This is a genomic window from Pseudoalteromonas sp. S4492, assembly GCF_005886115.1.
Classification (GTDB): Bacteria; Pseudomonadota; Gammaproteobacteria; order Enterobacterales; family Alteromonadaceae; genus Pseudoalteromonas; species Pseudoalteromonas gelatinilytica.
In genome coordinates this window covers 137298-155968 of record NZ_PNCP01000036.1, presented here as the reverse complement: position 1 = coordinate 155968, position 18671 = coordinate 137298, and the positions used below count along the sequence as shown (strand labels likewise).

11 protein-coding genes are annotated in these 18671 nt (G+C 40.5%); 8 read left to right on the top strand and 3 right to left on the bottom strand.

Annotation, left to right across the window (positions count from 1 at the left end; translation table 11 throughout):
* Window positions 1-63: 63 nt before the first annotated feature.
* The gene (locus CWC28_RS11315; RefSeq protein ID WP_063705719.1) at window positions 64-1395 is read right to left on the bottom strand and encodes a dicarboxylate/amino acid:cation symporter; all 1332 of its coding nucleotides are present in this window, start codon (window positions 1393-1395) and stop codon (window positions 64-66) included.
* A 192-nt stretch (window positions 1396-1587) separates the two neighbouring features.
* Between CWC28_RS11315 and CWC28_RS11310 the strand changes: the two genes are divergently transcribed.
* From CWC28_RS11310 to CWC28_RS11295, 4 genes are all read left to right on the top strand, one after another.
* Window positions 1588-5013, top strand: a complete 3426-nt coding sequence (locus CWC28_RS11310; protein WP_138625174.1) for an Ig-like domain-containing protein — start codon at window positions 1588-1590, stop codon at window positions 5011-5013.
* Between the two features lie 308 nt (window positions 5014-5321).
* Entirely contained in the window at window positions 5322-7982 is a 2661-nt protein-coding gene (gene topA, locus CWC28_RS11305; protein ID WP_063705715.1) for a type I DNA topoisomerase, read from the top strand.
* A 131-nt stretch (window positions 7983-8113) separates the two neighbouring features.
* A complete protein-coding gene (locus CWC28_RS11300) occupies window positions 8114-8569 on the top strand; it encodes a carboxymuconolactone decarboxylase family protein (protein ID WP_063705713.1) in 456 nt (151 codons plus the stop codon).
* A 10-nt stretch (window positions 8570-8579) separates the two neighbouring features.
* Window positions 8580-8765: a YrhK family protein gene (locus CWC28_RS11295; RefSeq protein WP_063705710.1), complete on the top strand. Its 186-nt coding sequence runs from the start codon at window positions 8580-8582 to the stop codon at window positions 8763-8765.
* A gap of 65 nt (window positions 8766-8830) precedes the next feature.
* Here CWC28_RS11295 and CWC28_RS11290 read toward each other — a convergent pair whose 3' ends face one another.
* Window positions 8831-9073, bottom strand: coding sequence for a hypothetical protein (locus CWC28_RS11290; protein WP_063705707.1), 243 nt, complete (start codon window positions 9071-9073; stop codon window positions 8831-8833).
* Between the two features lie 238 nt (window positions 9074-9311).
* On the opposite strand from CWC28_RS11290, the gene CWC28_RS11285 reads away from it, so the two are divergent.
* On the top strand, window positions 9312-9860 hold the full coding sequence (locus tag CWC28_RS11285; RefSeq protein WP_138625173.1) for a TIGR00645 family protein: 549 nt from the start codon (window positions 9312-9314) through the stop codon (window positions 9858-9860).
* Window positions 9861-10083: 223 nt separating this feature from the next.
* On the opposite strand, the gene CWC28_RS11280 is transcribed toward CWC28_RS11285, so the two are convergent.
* Window positions 10084-11709, bottom strand: coding sequence for an alpha-glucosidase family protein (locus tag CWC28_RS11280; RefSeq protein WP_138625172.1), 1626 nt, complete (start codon window positions 11707-11709; stop codon window positions 10084-10086).
* 682 nt (window positions 11710-12391) lie between these two features.
* Here CWC28_RS11280 and CWC28_RS11275 point away from each other — a divergent pair.
* The 3 genes from CWC28_RS11275 to CWC28_RS11265 all read left to right on the top strand — a co-directional run bounded on the left by CWC28_RS11275 (window position 12392) and on the right by CWC28_RS11265 (window position 18636).
* A complete protein-coding gene (locus CWC28_RS11275; RefSeq protein ID WP_138625171.1) occupies window positions 12392-15181 on the top strand; it encodes a TonB-dependent receptor in 2790 nt (929 codons plus the stop codon).
* A gap of 105 nt (window positions 15182-15286) precedes the next feature.
* Window positions 15287-16783 carry a tryptophan halogenase family protein gene (locus CWC28_RS11270; protein ID WP_138625170.1) on the top strand — a complete coding sequence of 499 codons (1497 nt, stop codon included), beginning with the start codon at window positions 15287-15289 and terminating at the stop codon, window positions 16781-16783.
* A gap of 2 nt (window positions 16784-16785) precedes the next feature.
* Complete coding sequence (locus tag CWC28_RS11265) at window positions 16786-18636, top strand: glycoside hydrolase family 13 protein (RefSeq protein WP_138625169.1); 1851 nt, start codon at window positions 16786-16788, stop codon at window positions 18634-18636.
* Window positions 18637-18671 lie beyond the last annotated feature (35 nt).

Sequence of the window (18671 nt, the reverse complement as noted above, 5' to 3'; positions counted from 1 at the left end):
TCCAGCACTATCAATAAAAAACCCGCTAACTTAGCGGGTTTTTTATTGGCTGCGAATAAGTCTTTACTTAATTGACTTATGATAGTCCTCTAAATCTTTAGCGGCATTTGGGTCGTTAAATACGTCCTCATCAAATTCACCTTCAGATTTTGCGACCACGCAGGTCACCATACAGTCACCTGTTACGTTAACAGCGGTTCGTGTCATATCAAGTAAGCGGTCAACACCAATGATGATTGCAATTCCTTCTACAGGCAAGCCTACTTGGTTTAACACCATGGCTAACATAATAAGGCCGACACCTGGCACACCTGCAGTACCAACAGAGGCAAGTGTTGCAGTTAAAATAACCATTAAGTAATCAGAAATTGTTAAGTCAACTGAAAATACTTGTGCGATGAACACGGTCGCAACACCTTGCATAATTGCTGTGCCGTCCATGTTAATGGTTGCGCCTAAAGGTACAGTAAACGAAGCAACTGAGTTGTGCGCACCTAATTTCTTGCTCGCAGTTTCAAGGGTAATAGGCATAGTTGCACTTGAGCTAGATGTACTAAATGCAAATAGACAGGCGTTTTTCATCTTCTTTAAAAACATCACAGGGTTAAGACCAGTGAACATTTTTAATAGCACACTGTAATTAACAAAACCGTGGAATAATAACGCGAATACTACTACACCGAAGTATAAAGCAAGGCTTTTAATTAATTTTAGGTCAATGGTAGTAAATAGTTTAGCCATCAAGAAGAAGACACCATAAGGTGCAATGTTCATCAGTAGGGTAACAAGTTTTAAAATTACTGTGTTTAAGTCTTCGAACACACTTGCAACACGTTGACCTGCTTTACCACTTAGGGCCATAGCAACACCAAACAGTAATGCAAAAACAATAACCTGTAACATGTTACCACTTGCCATAGCGTCAATAGGGTTTGTTGGGAACATACCAATAATAACTTGTGCAAGGGTCGGTGCTTCTTTTGCACTGTAGTTAGCATCAGAAGGTAAGTTAATGCCCTCACCAGGATTAACTAATAAGGCTAAAGTAATAGCAACAGTAATGGCGATTGCTGTTGTCGCTAAATAAAGCAAAATAGACTTACCACCTAAACGGCCTAATTTTTTAGGGTCACTTAAGCTACAAGTACCACAGACTAATGATACAAAAACCAGTGGCACGACAAGCATTTTTAAGCTTGCAATGAAAATTTGGCCACCAACATGGAAAATACCATCAACAAAAAATGCTTTAATTGGTAAAGAGAATAACCCTAGTGGAATAAGGAAATCGTCTTCACCCGCTAAAATGGCTTGGAAGATAAAACCAACGATTACACCCAGTACCATACCTACCATGATACGAGATGTAAGGCTTAAAGATCGTACTTTTGACATACACCCAGACTATTTTTTTATAAATTTTGTCATAGACTACCAGCATGAAGATTTTTATACAGAAAAATTCGATAAATAGTGAAATAAATTCGTTGCCTTTAAAGGAAAAAAATTATGATCTTCGTTTAATTTTTAGGTTAATATTAGGTAAACAATCAAATAAGTAAAAAATAGCTAACTAGGGAGAGGTCGATGCCTTTATTGCGATGGCTAAGTGTTTTAGTTTTCATCTCATTGTTAGCCGCCTGTGGCGGTGGTGGATCATTAGACAGTGATTCATCAGACGGAGATGATGGCACAACCGTAGAGACAAACTATGTTGTGTCTGTTCAGGGTTACAGCCAATCAACGACGGAAACAGCGAATGCAGTTACAGCAGACGCACCGTTAACCATTTCGGCAACACTCACTAACAATGATGAAGCCGTAGTTGGTGCTGTAATTAACTTTAGCCTCAATGGCGATATCGGTTTACTAGATCCTGTTTCTGGTACCGACCTAACCGATACAGACGGTGTGGCATCTATTACGTTAACTGCGGGCGATACTGCTGGTGCGGGGATTGTTACTGCAACATATGTAATCGACAGTGAAACCTACACTGATACCTTTGGATTTACTTCCGATGGCTCTGAAACCGATGACTCAAGTGTCAGTGGTAGTGTGACTCTTAGCTTGAACATCGTAGATAGTTCAGGCCAGCCATTCTCTCTTGATAACCCAGTAAGCAAAGATAACAAGGGTACGGTTACAGCGACTTTACTTGATGATGATACGCCACTGGATGGGCAACTTATTTCATTTACTACGAACTATACAGGTAAAATCACGCCTGTATTGGGCACTGCTTTAACGGACGAAAACGGTGAGGCATACGTTACACTTAGTAGTGGTGACTCTAAAGGCGCAGGACAAGTTGTAGCTACTTACACAGATGAAAGTGGTAACAGCATTACAAAAGTAGCTGGGTTTATTTCAAATGGTGATGATGCTCCTGTCGAAAGTGCTGAAGCTGAACTTGATATTAAATTACTTCAAGGTTGTGCGACTGATTGGGACGCTAATCGCAGTACAACATCTCTTGAAACGACTTACTTAACGTCAGGTTGTACGGTTGTAAATCAGTTCTCATCTGACGAACTAATCGATGTCATGGTCAAAGTAACTGATACAAGCTCGGGTGACGGTATCGACGGTATTATTGCTGAGCTTTCGACTGATCTTGGTGGTTTATTACCAGAATCAGGTAAAGCGCTAACGGATAACTTTGGTTTTGCCATTTTAAAATTACAGCCTGGCGCAAACAGTGGTGCGGGCGAGGTTACTGTGACTGCTAAGTCTGTGACTTCTTCAAAAGCATTTGAAATTGCAACAGCTGAGTTGAGCGTTGAAATTTCAAATGGTCTATATAATAAGCTAGATGACTCAGGTAATGTTATTGATGACGAATTTGTGCCGCTTGCTGCAGGTGCGACAACTGTCATCACGGTTACAATTTACGATGCATCAGGTGATTTATATGTTTCGCCTCTTGATGTTGAGTTCACTTCAGGGTGTGTTGAGTCAGATTTATCTGTAATGGATGAAACCGCAACCAGTATTAGCGGCATTGCAACAGCAACATACAGAAGCAACGGCTGTAACACTTCGCAGGGTGATACAGTAACGGCGACAGTATTAACTGGTGGTACGCCAAAAGTGGTATCAGTAAATGTGCCAGTATCGGCTGCTGAAGTAAGCGCAATCGAATTTGTAGAAGCGTCTGCTAATGTGCTTGCATTAAAAGGCACGGGTGGTGTGTCACGCCAAGAAACAAGTCAACTTACATTTAAACTTACTGATGCAATTGGTAATGTTGCAAAACAAAAACGCTTAGATTTCCGCTTAAGTTCGACCAATGGTGGTATTTCTCTCTCTGAAGTAACTGATGCAAGCGGTTACTCGCATGCTAGTGTGTCAACTGACTCAGAAGGCTTAGCGCGCATCCAAATTAACTCTGGTTTTGTGCCGCAAGCAGTGCGTGTACAAGCTTGTTATATTCCTGATGATCAAATCCCAACGGATCAAAACAACAATGTGACATGTTGGAAAGAGCTTTATGACGAATGTCTTCTAGATGAAGCAGACCGTGATAGCAATGTATCATGTCCGACAGGGGAACTTTCGTTAGTTGCACTTGATGAGCAAGTAACCAGCGTGTCAGATCTTGTTTCAATCAGCTCTGGCTTACCTGATGGTAATAGCTTTACTGCTGGCCCAGAAATCATCAACATTGAAGCATTAAATTACATTGGTGATACTACGGATATTTCGGTTTATGTTGCAGATCACTTTAATAACCCAGTACCAGATGGCACGTCGGTTTATTTAACGACTGAAGGTGGCGCTGTAGGGACATTAGATGGTGAGGAGTTTAATCCTCAACTTGAATGTAATACTGTTGATGGTGCGTGCGTTGCACAGTGGCGTTCACAAAATCCGATTCCATTTAGCGAAGATAAATGGGGCAACAAAATTAATAGCACTAATCCAAAAACAAGTGCAATTAACTGCGACCTTTATTTTGGTGTGGCAGCACCTTGTATGGCGGGCATTTTAAATGCCGCGTTTGATGACGATGGTGTACCGCTCGGTGGTCGTGCAACAGTGCTTGTGACAGCCAAAGGTCAAGAGTCATTTATCGACATTAATGGTAATGGTCGTTTTGACAAAAATGAATATTATAGTGGTTATGACTTACCAGAAGCCTTTGTTGATCATAATGAAAATGGTGTTTATGATGGCTTAGCAGCAATTTATGATCCTGTTACAGCAACGATTACAAAGGCTGCTGAAAACTGCCAAGAAGGTGATGCAAGCGACCCATGTAGCGCAACGAACACAAATGCAGGTCATACTGAAGAGAACTTCGATATTGACTTAAATGAGATGCATACACTTGCTGATGGTAAGTATAACGGCCTTGAGTGTTCTGAAGATGCGACAGAGCCAGATGAAGATGCAACATTTGAAAGTTTATGTACAAAAGAGCTAATTGATGTTCGTGATTCGTTTGAGATCATTATGTCAGGGAGCTTTGCATACAGTCGCTTCGTGGTAACAAAAGATGAGCTTCGAAATCGCTTTGCTGAAGCACTCGCTGAAACAACAGAGGACGATCCAACTGTATTTACAGATAATGCGATGCAACTTGCTGTGGATATTGAGAACTGTAGTACTATTTATCGACAAGCAGATACTCAGTCAGGTGCAATTATCGCTCGTTTAGAAGCGACAGCGAATACTGACTACTGTGATTTAGGCTCTATTAACATTACTACCGCTGATTCGGGTAATCAGTTAGCAGCACTGAGCTTTGAGATTTATTTCTCTGATATTTATAACAATCCAATGCCATCTGGTACAGCGGTTGCAATTAGTGCAGATAATGGTGATTACAGTGGTACATCTGGTTTTGATATAGGTAATACAAGCCGAACAACAGCGACTGGGGTTGCCCTTACGATTAGCCGTGAAGCTGATCCAAATGATAAAACAGATGGTTTCTTAACAGTTGAATTCACAACAGGCAAAGACAATGTTTCAACTGCTACAATAGCAATAAGTGACGATGGCTAATAAGTAGTTATTTGTTTAAATTTAAAAAAATGCCAACCAGAAGGTTGGCATTTTTGTTGCTGTTCTATATATTCCCCTTGAAATTACCGCAAAACACCACATTGACTAAATTAGCAACAAAAATTGTTTAATTATTCACTCAATGAAGAAAAGTTTCGATTAAAAGCTTGTAACAATTGGTGTTTGTAGATATACCTATAAATATTCGTGCTCCAATGTTAAAAAATCATACTTATTTGTTTAATGTGATGGATATACATTTATAAGGGCAAAAAACTTTTAAAATATTCGGTCAGAAATAGGCAACTATGGGCAAATCACTTGTAATTGTAGAGTCTCCAGCAAAGGCAAAAACAATTAATAAATACTTAGGTAACGATTTCATCGTAAAGTCCAGCGTTGGACATGTGCGTGATCTACCAACTTCAGGTTCGGGCAAAACGAAAACTGCAGCAACAAAAACGCCTGCAGAAGTTCGAAAAATGTCACCAGAAGAAAAAGCTGCCTATAAAAAGCAACGCGATTATAAAAATCTTGTTGCCCGTATGGGTATTGATCCTGAAAAAGGTTGGGAACCGCATTACGAAGTCTTACCGGGCAAAGAGAAAGTTGTTCAAGAATTAAAAAAACTTGCTGAAAACGCCGATAAAATCTATCTCGCAACCGATTTGGATAGAGAAGGGGAAGCGATTGCATGGCACCTCGAACAAATTATCGGTGGCGAGCCTGAAAAGTATAAGCGAGTTGTTTTTAACGAAATAACTAAAAATGCAATTCAACAGGCATTCGAAACACCCGGTGAACTAAACACTGACATGGTCTACGCACAGCAAGCGCGTCGTTTCCTTGACCGTGTAGTGGGCTTTATGGTGTCGCCATTACTGTGGGCTAAAGTTGCTCGTGGTTTATCAGCAGGTCGAGTGCAATCGGTAGCAGTGCGTTTGCTTGTTGAGCGAGAGCGTGAAATTAAAGCATTTATTCCAGAAGAGTTTTGGGATGTGCATGCCGATGTAAAAAATAGCGAAGCTGCACTTCGCTTAGAAGTGACTAAACACGCTGATAAGGCTTTTAAGCCTGTAAATGAAGCACAGGCAATGTCTGCCGTTAATGAACTTGAAAAAGCCCAGTACAAGGTCATTAGCGTTGAAGAAAAGCCAAGTAAAAGTAAACCAAGTGCACCATTTATTACCTCAACCATGCAACAGGCAGCAAGTACACGCCTAGGTTATGGTGTTAAGAAGACCATGATGTTGGCACAACGCTTATATGAAGCGGGTCACATTACTTATATGCGTACCGACTCAACAAACCTATCGAAAGATGCTGTTGAAATGTGTCGTGATTACGTGACAGAGCAATTTGGTGAAAAGTATTTACCAAAAGCCCCAATTAGTTATAGCTCTAAAGGCAATGCGCAAGAGGCGCACGAAGCGATTCGTCCTTCAAGCGTTACCGTGCTCTCTGGTCATTTAGACGGCGTTGAAGCGGATGCTAAAAAACTGTATGAACTTATTTGGCGTCAGTTTGTTGCTTGCCAAATGGTACCCGCTGAATATGACCTAACCACATTAACGGTAGGCGCAGGTGATTATCAGTTAAAAGCAAAAGGTCGTGTACTTCGCTTTGATGGTTGGACAAAGGTTCAGCCAGCTGTTCGTAAAAAGAATGAAGAAGACCAGTCGCTGCCTGCGGTTAAAGAGGGTGAAGTACTCACATTAGTGGAGTTAGACCCTAAACAGCACTTTACAAAACCACCTGCACGTTTTAGTGAAGCAAGCTTAGTTAAAGAATTAGAAAAACGTGGTATTGGTCGCCCTTCTACGTATGCATCAATCATTTCAACGATTCAAGACCGTGGTTATGTACGCGTTGAAAATCGCCGTTTCTTCGCTGAAAAAATGGGTGAGATTGTTACAGACCGCTTAGTCGAAAACTTTGAAGATCTGATGAACTTTGATTTTACCGCTAAGATGGAAGGTCGTCTGGATGATATCGCAGAAGGTGAGCGCGTATGGACACAAGTACTCGATAAATTTTATGCAGACTTTTCAACTCAGTTGGAAATTGCTTCAGGTGATGAAGAGCAAGGGGGGATGCGTCAAAACCAAATGGTTGAGACAGATATCGATTGTCCAACTTGCGGCCGTAAAATGGGTATTCGTACCGCCTCAACGGGCGTGTTCTTAGGTTGTACGGGGTATAACTTGCCACCTAAAGAGCGTTGTACAACAACCATGAATTTGGTGCCTGGTGATGAAGCGATTGCTGCCGATGTTGAAGACGTTGAAACAGAATCATTGATGCAAATGAAGCGTTGCCCAATCTGTGAAACGGCAATGGATTCATACTTAATTGACGAAACGCGTAAATTGCATGTGTGTGGTAATAACCCAGCTTGTAAGGGTTATATCGTTGAACAAGGTACCTTTAAAATTAAAGGTTACGACGGCCCAATTATCGAATGTGATAAATGCGGTTCAGATATGCAGTTAAAATCAGGTCGTTTTGGCAAGTACTTCGGCTGTAGTAATGAAGAGTGTAAAAATACACGTAAATTACTTAAAAACGGTGAAGCAGCGCCGCCAAAAGAAGACCCAGTTCATTTACCAGAACTTGAGTGTGAAAAGTCAGAGGCATATTTTGTACTGCGTGATGGTGCGTCAGGTATTTTCTTAGCGGCAAATACCTTCCCTAAATCACGTGAGACACGCGCACCTAAAGTGGAAGAGCTGAAGCGATTTAAAGACCGTATCTCTGAAAAGTTTTATTATCTAGCTGATGCGCCAACACAAGACCCTGATGGTAACCCATCAATTGTTCGTTACAGCCGCAAAAATAAAGAGCAGTATGTAATGAGTGAAGTTGATGGCAAAGCGACAGGTTGGACCGCTCACTATCAAAGTGGCAAGTGGGTAGAAGAGAGTAAAAAGAAAGCGCCAGCTAAGAAAAAAGCCACGGCTAAGAAGTAAATTTACCTTCATATCGAAAGGGATTGCAGTTGCAATCCCTTTTTTTTATGTCCTGCGAATGTCGTTTTTTACCAATCTTTACTTTTAGGCTGTTGTTATTGTGTCATCAACATCAAGACAGGAGATTTAAAATGCAAACACGTTTATCACAACAGCAAGTATATTCACTTAACCCAGGCCTCGTTAAACACTTAACAGGACTGAGCACACTGCCAGAAGGTACAAATATAACCGCGAAGCTTGCTGATTTAGTCAGACTCAGAGTATCGCAAATTAATGGCTGTGGTTTTTGTCAGCATATGCACTCAGCAGAACTCAGAAGCCATGGTGAACGTCAACAGCGACTAGATGTACTGGCAGCGTGGCGAGAAGTACCAGTATTCTCACAAGAAGAAGTAGCTGCACTCGCCTGGGCTGAGTCATTAACAAATATCATTGATAAGCATGTTGAAAATGATGTGTACAATCAAGTGTCAGCTATCTTTAGCGAAAATGATATCGTGGCCCTAACGACGGTTGTGTTAGAGATAAACAGCTGGAATCGCATAGTTAAAGCGTTTCACTTTATCCCTGAATTAACAGAATGAGGAAAGGAATATGAAGTTTACACTTGCCCTTAAGGTCAACGCGTTAGTCAATATCACATCAGCATGTGCGTTTTTCTTCGGCAGTACTTTATTTTTACCCTCATTTATAGAGTACGCCACAGTCGGTGTGGTGTTATTCATGATAGGTTCGTTATTATTTTTATTAAGTGCTGTGGCGGATTTTAATAGCCATTAAAATAAAAAACCGGAGCGCACATCATTGTGTCATTCCGGTTTTTTCTCATTCTTTCAAACGTTTAATTAGATTTGTACGTCTGTAACTTTTTTATAGCCTTCAGCTTCAAGCTCATCGTTTACACATTTTAAAACGTATGGCTTTAATTCTTCGTTGCTGATGTCATCATCTTTCGCCCAGTTTAAACACATTTCAGTGTATTCTTTGATCATTTCAGCAGATGCTTCAGGTGCTTCGTTAGCGATTGCATTTGTTGCAGACACACTTAAAACAGGTGCCAAAATTAGTGCTAGCAATGCTTTTTTCATTTAATTATTCCTAATCAACAAAATTAATTATTACCGGCTAAATTGCACAGTAATGGTGCGCAATGTGTATCTCACTTTGCTTGAGTGAATTTATAAACTAAATCTCTAAAAAAGATAACGAAATTTTTTTATCGTAAAGATAAGCAAAAAATCAGCGTTGTTTTAACCTACAATGCTGGTAAAAGCGTTTTGTTTCCACGTATTATCTCGTTAATTTTAAAGGAAAGAGATTTTAGTTATGTCTGAACAAGTGACTCATTCAAAAGTAAAGAAAGTACCAACTAAACTAGAGCAAATTGTTGAGAGTTTTATTTTTCGTTCGCGTTGGTTATTAGCCCCATTCTTTATTGGCTTATTAGTCGCTGTGGTATTACTGCTGCTAAAGTTCTTTAAATATTTATACAGCATGGCCTTAAATACGTTTACAGCGTCAAACCAAGAGCTTTTGGTTGGTATTTTAACCTTAGTTGATACTGCACTTTTAGCAGGGCTCTTGCTGATCATTATTTTTAGTGGTTACGAAAACTTTGTTTCAAAGTTGAATATAGAAAACCACGAAGATAGACCGGTGTGGATGGGGAAGGTTGGTTTCTCAGGCCTTAAGATGAAATTAATAAGCGCTATTGTCGCAATATCGGCTGTGGAGCTTTTAAAAGTGTTTATTAGCTCAAACAACCATTCAACAGATGAGCTACTCTGGAAGGTGTTAATACATGTCACGTTTGTGGTGTCGGGCGTGTTATTTGCACTAACCGATTACATTAATAGTAAAACCATGAACCACTAATACCAATCCGCTTAATTAAGTAGTCTATTTTGAGGCGATAAAACCTCGTTGATAACAAGGCAAAAATTTAGTTATTTAGTTGTTCTAAATGAGGAATTTTTAACGCAGTTAGCGACAGGTTTAATCCCTCAAAATGATTAAGTATTATTGCGGGTTGGTATAATACCACGATTAGTCATAAAAAAGCCCTGCATTGCAGGGCTTGGTTTTTAACAACTGATGATTAATTCAGGGTTGCATAAAAACAACCGAACCCGGGCAGAGTGACTGTATTATTGTTTAAATCAGCTGTGTGATGAGAAATCTCTGTATGCTGTGAAGACACAGAATCAGAGAGTGTTAGGTCGCTAGTATCAGCACTTAAATTGAAAGCGCAAAGCATTTTAACGTCGCCAAGTGTTCTATAAAAAGCAAGCACTGGCTCTTGCGTGTTCAAAAACTCAATATCGCCTTCAAGCAGTACGTCTTTATCTTTACGCCATGCCATAAACTCACGATACGCATTCAGGATTGAATCTTTATCTTGATCTTGTGCGCTAACAGCAACGGCTTTGTGTGCATCGCCTACAGGTAACCAAGGTTTTACTGTAGAGAAGCCTGCTTGTTCAGGATCCGTTGCATCCCATGGCATTGGTGTACGACAACCGTCACGGCCTTTAAAGTTTGGCCAGAATGTAATGCCGTATGGGTCTTGTAAGTCTTCAAATGCGACTTCAGCTTCACCTAAACCAAGCTCTTCACCTTGGTACATACACACGCTGCCACGTAAAGACGCTAACAGGGCAGTAAGCATTTTACATTGCTGCGGATTGATAGTGTTATCTTTACTCCAGCGGCTAGCAACACGCTCTACGTCGTGGTTACTGAATGCCCAACATGGCCAGCCTTCAGTCATGCGTTGCTCAAGAGTACTTACTGTTGTACGAATATATTCAGCGCTATAGTCGTTAGTCAGTAGCTCGAAGCTATAACCCATGTGAAGTTTGTCACCACCTGATGTGTACTCAGCCATGGTTGCAAGTGAATCTTCAGATGAAATCTCACCTAATGCAACTGTGCCAGGGTACTTGTTTAGTAGGGCACGAATGTCCTGCATAAAACTCAGGTTCTCAGGTTGCGTATTATTGTAGTAGTGATACTGGAACGCATAAGGATTGTCTTCGCTAAAGCCACGGCCTTGACGCTTTTCAGGTGGCTTAGCAGGATTATCACGTAATTGAGCATCGTGATAGCAAAAGTTAATTGCATCTAAACGGAAGCCATCAACGCCTTTTTTAAGCCAAAACTCAACATTGTCTAATACAGCTTTGCGAACTTCAGGATTATGGAAGTTTAAATCTGGCTGCTCAGCAAAGAAGTTATGTAAGTAATATTGACCACGGCGCGGTTCCCATTGCCATGCAGGGCCACCAAAAATAGATAACCAGTTATTTGGTTGTGTACCGTCTGGTTTAGCATCTGCCCACACGTACCAATCGGCTTTGTCGTTGGTTTTGTCTTCACGGCTATCAAGGAACCATTGATGTTGATCTGAGGTATGGCTCAATACCTGATCAATAATGATCTTGATATCACGTTGGTGCGCTTGCGCGATAAGTTCATCAAAATCATCAAGATTACCAAACAATGGGTCGATATCACGATAGTCACTGATGTCATAACCAAAGTCTTTCATTGGTGATTTAAAGAAAGGTGAAACCCAAATAGCATCAACACCTAGGCTTTTTATATAATCAATGCGATCAATGATACCTTTGATATCACCAATGCCATCGCCATTGGTGTCTTGGAAACTGCGCGGATAAACTTGATAAATAACCGCACCTTTATACCACTGCTTTTGAGCCATGTTTTTCTCCATCGTGACACTCAGTGTGTGTAAACTGTTAGGCAACCACTACTGTATATGTTGCCGGAATGTCAAAAGCATACGTGAAGGGTGAGATACTGTAAAAACTCTGCATACGTATGCACGCCAAATTCATCGTTGACCTCAGTAAAATTTATTAGCTTGATTTAAAATTAAACAACACGAATTTAGCATCTTAAAATTTACCAATTAGCAATATAGCCGTCGCATTACAATGCAAAATGCCAGCTTGGTGCATAATATAGCTGGCTTACACCACAATGGTGCAACGCCGTTATTGGTAAGACCAATTATCATTGGTATAGCCTTGTACCTATTGCTGTTGCGTTAAGTCGCCAATATACCGAGATAAATGACTTAGCACCTATCTATGTAGCCAAAATGGGAGCAAAAATATAGCGAAATTGTTTCATTACTATTAATTTACACTGAAAATCTGATAAATCATTTATATTCAATTGCTTAGTTGGTGCTTTTGTAAAGATGTTGTTAATTTTTGTTATGTTCGACTACGCTGAATACGTATGCATAAATTTGTTAAGAAAATAATCAGAGCGTTAATATTCAATTCGACAACAAAATCAGTCAGCGAATAACAGCTATTATGTAAATGAATAACTGCAACACGTTGGCATTACAATTTGGGTAATGGGAAAACATCATGTCTATGTTCAAACCAAGTATATTAACTCTGGCTTTAACAGCCGCAGGTTTAAATAGCTTTGTAGCGTATGCTGCAGAAGAAGACCAAAAAGCAAAAAACGATAACGTTGAAGTTATCGAAGTAAAAGGTTTTCGTGGCAGTGTTGTAGAATCTATTAATACTAAACGCTTCACGCCTGAAGTCGTTGAATCAATCTCAGCAGAAGATATCGGTAAATTACCTGATTCATCAATTGCAGAATCAATCGCACGCCTTCCTGGTTTAACAGCACAACGTCTAGACGGTCGAGCTAGTCGTGTAAGTGTTCGTGGTTTCAGCGAAAACGAAAGTGCAACAACATTCAACGGTCGTGAGCAAGTATCAATCGGCGACAACCGTGGCGTTGAATTTGACCTTTACCCATCAGAAATTATGAGTGGCGTAACGGTATATAAAACACCAAGCGCAGGCATTGATGCTGAAGGTATCGCGGGTGTTATCGACATGCAAACTGTTAAACCTTTAAGTAAAGGTGAACAAGTTATCATGTTCAACGGTCAATACGAGCAAACGGGTTTTGATAAATTAAACCCAGACGGTGACGATAAAGGTTTCCGTGGTACGTTCTCATACATTGATCAATTTGCTGATGACACTATCGGTGTTGCATTTGCTTACAACACAATGAGCTCTCCAAACCAAGAAAAACGTTGGAACTCTTGGGGTTACCCTGAATTTACTGGTGATGACGGTAATACTTATTCAATTTTAGGTGGTGCTAAACCATTCGTTCGTTCATCGACTCTTGAGCGTGATTCAGCAATGCTAGTAATTGAAGCTGCGCCGAATGACCGTCTAAACATGACATTTGATGCTTTATATGTAGATTTCTCTGATGAGAAAATTTTACGTGGTATTGAAGTACCATTTGCTTGGGGCCAAGGTTCAATCGACCCAAGCTCAGCAGTAGTTGATGCTGACTCTGGTTTTATCACAAGCGCAGTAACAGAAGGACAACGTGTTGTTGTTCGTAATGACTACGAAGAACGTAACGCTGAGCTAACTCAGTTTGGTTTCAATGCAAAATATGACATCAGCGATGATTGGTCAGTTGAATTTGATGTAAGCCGCTCTGAAGTTGAACGTCAAATCTGGAGTATCGAAAGCTACTCAGGTACAGGCCGTGGTGATGCAAATGGTGTTGCTGACACAATTGGTTATGAATTTGACGGTGGTAACACAGGCGCGCAATTCAGCCACAACCTTGATTACAGTGATTACGACCTAATTCAACTTGGTGGTCCATTATCATGGGGTGCGAGTGCTGCTCTTAACGATAAATACGGCTTAACAGGTACTGAGTATCAAAACACAGCACAAGATGGCTTTATCAATGCACCAGAAATCAATGATGAACTAAGCACATTGAAACTTGCTGCAAGCAAAGTACTTGATAACGCTTATATCAGCCGTGTGTCATTTGGTATGTCTTACCGTGACCGTGAGAAGAGCAAAGTGTCTGAAGGTTACTTCATGACATTAAAAGATTTCTCATTATCTAACCCGGGTATGTTATCAATCCCTGAGCAATACCGTTTAGGCACAGCGAGCCTTGACTTCATTGGTATGGGCAACATGGTTGCTTACGATACAAACGGTCTAGTAAACGATGGTTATTATAACCTTCTTCAAGAAAGCTTAACTGATTCAAAACACAAGACACAGTCTTGGACTGTACAAGAAGAAGTGACAGCGTTCTTTGCGCAAGCTGATATTAATGCTGAAATTGGTTCAATTCCTGTTACAGGTAACGTTGGTGTTCGTTATGTGAAAACTGAACAGTCTTCACAGGGCTATGCTGCTAACACAGTGGATGGTTTAGTTGTTGTATCTCCAACAGATGTAAGCCATGACTACAGCCATTTCTTACCAAGCATCAACTTATCGTTTGCAATTGATGAAGAGCAAACTGTTCGTTTTGGTGCAGCGAAAACGATTTCTCGTGCTCGCTTAGACGAAATGAACGCGTCAGTTAATGCGTCTTACAACCAGCAACCAGATAACAATGGTAACTACTGGAGTGTATCAGGCGGTAACCCAGAACTTGAGCCTAAAGAAGCAACAGGTTTTGATTTAAGCTATGAAAACTACTTCCATGAAGAAGGTTACTTTGCAGCTGCTGTATTCTATAAAGATATCACTCAGTGGATTTTCGATGGTTCTTACGAAATCGACATGAGCGGCGTAGCTGACCCATCGACTGGTGAGATCCCTGCAACTTCAACAGGTACGGGTTCTGGTAAAGTAAATGGTGGCTCTGGTGACCTATGGGGTTATGAGCTTTCATTAACACTACCATTCACTATGTTTAGTGAATCACTTGATGGTTTTGGTTTAATTGCAAGCCACACTGCTGTTGAGCAAGATATTACTGACCAAAATGGTAACGATTATGAGCTTCCTGGTCTATCTGACCAAATCGATAGCTTAACAGTTTACTTTGAGCGTAACGGTTTCCAAGCACGTACAAGCATGCGTAAACGTAGCGACTTTAAAGGTGACGTATACGGTCTAGGTTTTGCGACTACACAAGTTGACATTAAAGGCGAAACAATTTGGGATGCTCAAATTGGTTATGACTTTAGCGAAGGCGGTGTAGAAAGCCTTGACGGTTTATCTGTAACTTTCCAAGTACAGAACATCACAGAAGAGCCGTTCACTTCACTACAAGGTGATAACTCACTTCAAGTACGTGATTACCAAGACTACGGTCGTACATTCCTGTTAGGCTTCAGCTACAAGCTGTAATTAGCTAAAACAGCGATAGAAAATTGCCCTTGTGATTTGTTTTACAAGGGCTTTTTTATATCAGTGAGCTACACTCAATGAATTAAATTTAGTGTTAGGTGTACTATGGAATCAAAAAAAATAACCAAGGTAGTGATTGCCGGTGGTGGCACAGCAGGGTGGATAACCGCTGCGTTACTTAATAAAGTGCTGGGTAAAGTGATTGAGATCACCTTGGTTGAGTCAGCAGAAATTGGCACTGTTGGTGTAGGTGAAGCGAGCATTCCACCTATTTTGCATCTAAATGGTGCGCTTGGCATTTCTGAAAAAGAATTTATTAAGGCTACTGGTGCAACGATTAAACTCGGTATCGAGTTTGAGAATTGGCGCAGCCAAGGCCACCGCTACATGCATGCCTTTGGTGAGATAGGTAAAGATTTTCCGTTTTGTGAATTTTACCATTTTTGGTTAAAAGCACATCAAGCTAACAATGCACCTGACTTTTGGGATTTTTCACTTAACTATCAAGCTGCCAAAGCACATAAGTTTGCCCACCTTAAACACATTCCTAACACCCAGTTAGCGGGCTTACATTATGCTTACCATTTTGATGCCACTCGATATGGCGAATTCTTAAAAGGATTAGCGCAATCACGGGGAGTAAATCGCATTGAAGGCAAAATTGAATCGGTTAATCAATGTCATCAGAGCGGGCATATTCGCTCTTTGCTGCTTACAAATGGCGAGCATATTGATGGCGACTTATTTATTGATTGCACCGGTTTACGTGCTTTATTGATAGAACAAACTCTTAATACTGGCTTTGAAGATTGGTCACATTGGTTACCATGTGATAGTGCGATTGCGGTGCAAAGTGAATCAGCTGCTGATGCAATTCCTTATACACGTTCAATTGCAAGAGACTCAGGCTGGCAGTGGCAAATACCATTACAGCATCGTGTAGGAAACGGCATTGTATATTCTTCTCGTTTCTTATCAGATGAAGCGGCAAAGCAACAGCTCTTAGAAAACCTACCTGCTAAACCACTGACAGAGCCCCGCGTTATTAAGTTTAAAACAGGTCGTCGCTTAAAACAGTGGCATAAAAATGTAGTATCAGTTGGCTTATCGAGCGGATTTTTAGAGCCATTAGAATCGACCAGTATTCATTTAATTCAAAGTGCAGCTATTCGTTTAATTAAGTTTTTTCCTCATCAAGGTATTAAACAAAGCCTTGTGGATGAATTTAATCAACAAAGTAAAACAGAATTTGAGCGAATTCGTGACTTTATTATTCTTCATTACAAGATTACTGAGCGTGATGACAGTGCGTTTTGGCGTTTTTGTAAAGGCATGGATATTCCAAGCAGTCTTAAAAAGAAAATTGAGCTATTTAAAACCAGTGGCAAACTCATTAGAGAAGACGATGAGCTATTCGCCGAAGTTGCGTGGCAGCAAGTGATGATAGGCCAAGGGCTAATTGCAGAGGATTACCATCCATTAACTGATGCGTTATCAGATGAGCAATTAAATGAGTTATTTAGCAATTTAAAAACCTTGATTAACAGCACTGTCGAGCAGCTGCCGAGCCATAGTCAATTCTTAGAAAAAGTACAAAATTAATTATGAAAAAAACACAATCATTTTTAGCGCTAACGACCGCATTTACACTTTTTAACTCAACAGCAAGTTTTGCTATTACTGCGTCACCAGAAAACTGGTGGGTAGGGATGCAAAATGACTCATTACAAGTCATGCTTTACGATAACAATATTGCTAACAAAACGTGGCAAATGATGCCCTATAAAGGTGTTGAGTTTAAAGGGGTGACAACAACGAGTAATCCTAACTACGCATTTTTAGATTTAAATATCAGTGACAATGCAAAGGCGGGAACACTGACTTTTAAAGCTAAAGATGGCACAGAATTTACTTACCCATTAAATACCCGTGATAAGCAAAGTGCCAATCGTCATGGATTTACAAATAAAGATACGCTTTATTTAATCAATCCTGATCGCTTTGTAAATGGTGACCCAAACAATGACACCGTTGCTGGTATGAAGGAGGCTGCAAACCCAAGTTTTAAAGGAGGTCGACATGGTGGTGATATTCAAGGTGTTATCAATAGCCTAGATTATCTTGAGGACTTAGGTGTGACGCAACTTTGGTTAACACCTGTACTTGAAAATGATATGCCAAACTATTCATATCATGGCTACGCTATTACTGACTTTTACAAAGTTGATCCGCGCATGGGTAGCAATGCGCTTTATAAAACCTTATCTGCAGAAGCGAAAGAGCATGGTATCGGCTTAGTGATGGACATGGTACTTAATCACTTTGGTTCATCACATCAGTGGATGAGTGACATGCCAACAGCTGATTGGGTTAACTTTGATGGCAAGTTTGAAAACGGTAAAAATGCCACTAGTCACGCCAGACAAACAATCCAAGACCCTCACGCAAGCCAATACGACAAACGTCAATTTAACGATGGTTGGTTTGTTGAGTCGATGCCTGATTTAAATCAGCGCCAGCCGTTACTATCAACGTATTTGATTCAAAATGCCATTTGGTGGATTGAATACGCCAACTTAAGCGGCATTCGTGTTGATACCTATTCATACTCAGATAAAGCATTTTTAGCCGATTGGACTAAAGCGATTATGACCGAGTATCCAAACTTTAATATTGTCGGTGAAGAGTGGACAACTAACCCAGCAATTGCTTCTTATTGGCAGCGCGGTAAAGTCAATCAAGATGGTTATACCTCTGATTTACCAAGTGTGATGGACTTTTCATTACAAGAGGCATTAATCCAAGCAATTAACGAAGAAGAAAGCTGGAATACTGGGTGGGTAAAAGTATATCAATCGCTGGCGAATGACTTTTTATATGCTGATACAGATAACATTTTAGTGTTTGCAGATAACCATGACATGAGCCGTGTTTACACTGAGCTGGGTCAAGACCTCGCAAAAACTAAATTAGCCATGACGCTGCTGTTAACAACTCGCGGTATTCCACAAATTTATTACGGCACTGAGCTGCTGCTCGATAACACACCTAGTAATGATCACGGTGATATTCGTATTGACTTCCCAGGTGGGTTTAAAGGTCAAAAAGCAAATGCCTTCACAGGTGAGGGGCTTTCAGCTGATCAGCAAGAGATGTTAGCTAGCATGAAAAAACTGCTTAAGCTGCGCCAAGAAAAACCAGCGTTAAGCGAAGGTCGTTTAATGCATTTTTCACCAAAGCAAGGTGTTTACAGCTATGTGAGAGAGCACAATGGCCAAACTGTATTGGTTGTTCTTAACAAAAACCAACAAGCCATTGATTGGGATTTAAGCTACATGCAAGAAGTGCTGAAAGGCAATAATAAAGGACGTGATTTAATCAGCGAAAAACGCGTTGATCTTGCATCGCCAATCCGCTTAAAAGCTATGCAAGCACGCTTAATCGAGCTTGAATAATTGCAACTAATAGGCTGAATACGTATGCATTTACT